Annotated in this window: 1 protein-coding gene; it reads left to right on the top strand. The window is 38.7% G+C overall.

Annotated features, from left to right (window positions below; translation table 11 throughout):
• Window positions 1–302, top strand: a 302-nt coding sequence (locus tag R2R70_RS19605) for a hypothetical protein (protein ID WP_410978837.1), incomplete at both ends; no start/stop codon positions are given.

The following is a 302-nucleotide window of genomic DNA, read 5'->3' as shown; positions in this document are numbered from 1 at the left end:
CTAAAAGTTACAGAGAGTGGCGTGTCACGTCGTTTGAAAACGGCCAATGGAAACACTGCCAACCTATGCCTGGTGCAGCTAACAGAACCTTGACCGATAATAAAAACATCACGATCACCAATATTTTAAAGCTTGAAGTATTAAGCCAAGAGCAAAACCAATACACAGCCGCAGTTAGTTTTAAAGACGCCAAAGGCCAATCTATTTTTGCTACAGCAAAAAGTAACGATGGTCAAAATTGGCGTATTGATAAAACTCATTTAAGCTCTGCAAAATCAAGAATCGAAATGAACGTTGTAAAA

It is taken from the genome of Cobetia sp. SIMBA_158 (assembly GCF_046566945.1).
GTDB classification, from domain to species: Bacteria; Pseudomonadota; Gammaproteobacteria; order Pseudomonadales; family Halomonadaceae; genus Cobetia; species Cobetia amphilecti.
The sequence above is the reverse complement of the archived record's forward strand: the minus strand, read 5'-3'. Positions and strand labels throughout refer to the sequence as shown.